Annotated in this window: 3 protein-coding genes; 2 read left to right on the top strand and 1 reads right to left on the bottom strand. The window is 64.5% G+C overall.

The features are described 5' to 3' along the window. Nucleotides 1–6: 6 nt before the first annotated feature. Together hutH and NTW95_10250 are read left to right on the top strand one after the other, a co-directional pair. Nucleotides 7–1,584, top strand: a complete 1,578-nt coding sequence (hutH, locus tag NTW95_10255; GenBank protein ID MCX6557794.1) for a histidine ammonia-lyase — start codon at nucleotides 7–9, stop codon at nucleotides 1,582–1,584. 44 nt (nucleotides 1,585–1,628) lie between these two features. Beyond that, entirely contained in the window at nucleotides 1,629–2,219 is a 591-nt protein-coding gene (locus NTW95_10250; protein MCX6557793.1) for a DUF2179 domain-containing protein, read from the top strand. Between the two features lie 115 nt (nucleotides 2,220–2,334). On the opposite strand, the gene NTW95_10245 is transcribed toward NTW95_10250, so the two are convergent. Beyond that, a partial coding sequence (locus NTW95_10245) for a PDZ domain-containing protein (GenBank protein MCX6557792.1) occupies nucleotides 2,335–3,082 on the bottom strand: 748 nt, incomplete at its 5' end.

Raw genomic sequence — 3,082 nt, 5'->3', positions numbered from 1 at the left:
CCAGCCATGGACCAATTTGCTGTCTTTCAATACGGTGTGGACCATCTCACCCCGGGCATCGCCTTGGCCATCAGCGCCGGACGCTGCCGCGGCATAGTGAGCGACGCCGCCCGCAGCCGCATCGAAAGGAGCCGGCTGCGCGTGGCCGAACTGGCGGCCGGCGACGCGGCGGTGTACGGGGTCAACACCGGTTTCGGCCCGCTGTGCACCACCCGCATATCGCCCGAGGAGACCCGCACCTTGCAGCGCAACCTGATCATGAGCCATGCCAGCGGCATGGGGGAGCCGATCCCGACCCCCCTGGCCAAGCTGATGCTGATCCTCAAGGCTCACGCCCTGTGCCGCGGCCACTCCGGGGTGGCTATCCCGACCGTGGAACGCATCATCTGGCACATCGAGAATGACATGATCCCGCTCGTCCCCAGCCACGGCAGCGTCGGCGCCTCCGGCGACCTGGCCCCCCTTTCGCATCTCTTCCTGCCGCTGATCGGCCTGGGGCTGGTCCAGTCGGGAACGGATACCCTTGCAGCCGGCAGGCTTCTTGAGGAAAAGGGACTGCCGCCCATCCGGCTCGGGCCCAAGGAAGGGCTGGCCCTGATCAACGGCACCCAGTTCATGGCCGCCCATGCCGTGTGGGCAGTGCAGCGGCTGCAGCATTGCCTCGAGCTGGCCGACATCGCCGGCGCCATGTCGCTCGAGGCGCTGTCGGGTTCCGACCGCCCGTTCCTGGCCGAACTGCACGCCCTGCGCCCCCATCCGGGAGCCAGGCTGGTGGCCCGCCGCCTGTCCGCGCTGCTGCGCGGTTCGCAGATGGTCGAAAACCACGCCGGCTGCGACCGGGTGCAGGACGCCTACTCGCTGCGCTGCATGCCCCAGGTGCACGGCGCCTCGCACCAGGCCTGGGCCCATCTGCGCGCGGCGGTCGAGGTGGAGATCAACGCCGTGACCGACAATCCGGTCATCCTGGAAAGCGGCGAAGCCGTCAGCGGCGGCAACTTCCACGGCCAGCCGCTGGCCCTGCCGCTCGACTACGCCGCCCTCGCCGCCAGCGAATTGGGCAACATCGCCGACCGGCGCGTCTATTTGCTGCTGCACGGCAACGACCGGGGCCTGCCGGCGCTGCTGCTGGCCAAGACCGGATTGCAGTCGGGATTCATGATCTGCCAGTACACCAGCGCCGCCCTGGCCAGCGAAAACAAGACCCTGTGCTTCCCGGCCAGCGCCGACAGCATCCCCACGTCGCTGGGGCAGGAAGACCATGTCAGCATGGGCTCGATCGCGGCCCGCAAGCTGCATCGCATCCTGGACAATCTGGAGCGCATCCTGGCGGTGGAATTCACCTGCGCCGCCCAGGGGATGGATTTCCGCCGGCCCTTGCGCAGCACCGCGATACTGGAGGCCGTTCACGCCCGCATCCGGCGCGAGATCACTCACGCCGAAGCCGACCGGGTGTTCGCCGACGACCTGGCCCGCGCCGAGGCCATGGTGCGCGACGGCAGCCTGCTGACCGCGGCGCGACAAGGCGCCCTTGAGAACGGCATCGACCTGAATGGAGACGACCATGGAACGTTCGCCATCGATTGAGCGGCCGCGGCCCAACCCCGATTTTCTGCCGGAGGGCAGCTGAAATGGGACACCCATTCAGCCAATCGTTCGCATTCATCTGGATCGTGCTGCCGGCGCTGATCTTCCTGGCCCGCATCGTCGATGTCAGCCTGCAGACCATCCGCATCGTCTCCATTTCTCGGGGCATCCGCTGGCTGGCGCCGCTGGTGGGTTTTTTTGAAGTGCTGATCTGGCTGCTGGCCATCGGCCAGATCATGAAAACGGTTTCGCACCCGGTGGCTTACATCGCCTACGCCGCCGGTTTCGCCACCGGTACCGCCATCGGCCAGGTCCTGGAAAGGCGCCTGACCCTGGGTACGGTGATCGTCCGCGTCATCACCCCCAGCGACGGCCCCGAGCTATGCCAGAGGCTGCACGCGCTGGGCTTCGGTTTCACCGCCATCCCCGGCCGCGGCGCCGAGGGGCCGGTCGAGACGATATTCACCGTGGTCCGCCGCCAGCATTTGCAGCAGGTGCTGGCCGAAGTCCGCGCCACGCTGCCCGACGCCTTTTATTCGGTCGAAGAGGTGACCAGCGCCAGGGAAACCGTCTACCCGGTCGGCGCGAAGCGCGACCCGTTCCGCTTGTTCCGCTTGTTTTCCAAGAGCAAATAAAGGCAAGCCATTTACGTAGTGACAGGTCGCGTCCCCTCCGGGGACAAGCTCTGTCACTACATAATAATTGATCGAGCGCCCCGGCAGAAACGCCGGGACGCCCGAAGGTCAGAAGCTATATCCAGGAATGTTCGTGAATTTTTTTCAGCCGTTTTTCGAGTTTCACCTTTACCTGTTCCATTTTTTCATGGACCCGTTCCAGGGCCTCATCGATGTGGGGCATGTCGGGCAGCGGCGGGAGCTGGATATCGAAATCGGGGATATCAATGTCCAGGTCCGACTTTTCCAGTTCTTCAACGGCCGAGCCCTTGCCACCACGGAAAATGCGTATGATGCGCTGGTGGCGGTCGAAATCGGGTTCGGCCTTCAGCGTCTCCTTCTTGCCGTGACGGACAACGGTGACGGCGATCACATCGCCTTTCTTGAGCCCGGCCAGGATTTCATGCACCGAATCGGCATCCGTGACCGCCTTGTCGCCCATTTGCACGATCACGTCGCCGGACTTCAGTCCCGCTTTTTCGGCTGGGGTGTCCTTCTCAACGCCGATGATCAATGCCCCTTCGCCCGCCTTGACGCCGAAGTACGCGGCCAGGTCGGGGTTCAGTTCCTGCAGGACGACGCCCAGGTAGGCGCTGGAGCGGAACAGGTGCGAAAGTTTTTCGCTTTTCCATGCAAATTCCTTGCCGTGCTCGCGCTTGCCCAATTCGGCGCCGAATTCGAGCGCTTTCCCTTCACGCCAGAGACCGATCTTGATCTTGGTCCCTGGCGCCAGTTCGCCGATGATGTCGACCAGGTCCTGGGGGTTGCGGATCTTTTCGCCGTTGACCAGCTGGATGATGTCGTCTTCCTTGATGCCGGCCTTG

This window comes from Candidatus Aminicenantes bacterium, assembly GCA_026393795.1.
Taxonomy (GTDB): Bacteria; Acidobacteriota; Aminicenantia; order UBA2199; family UBA2199; genus UBA2199.
The sequence above is the reverse complement of the archived record's forward strand: the minus strand, read 5'-3'. Positions and strand labels throughout refer to the sequence as shown.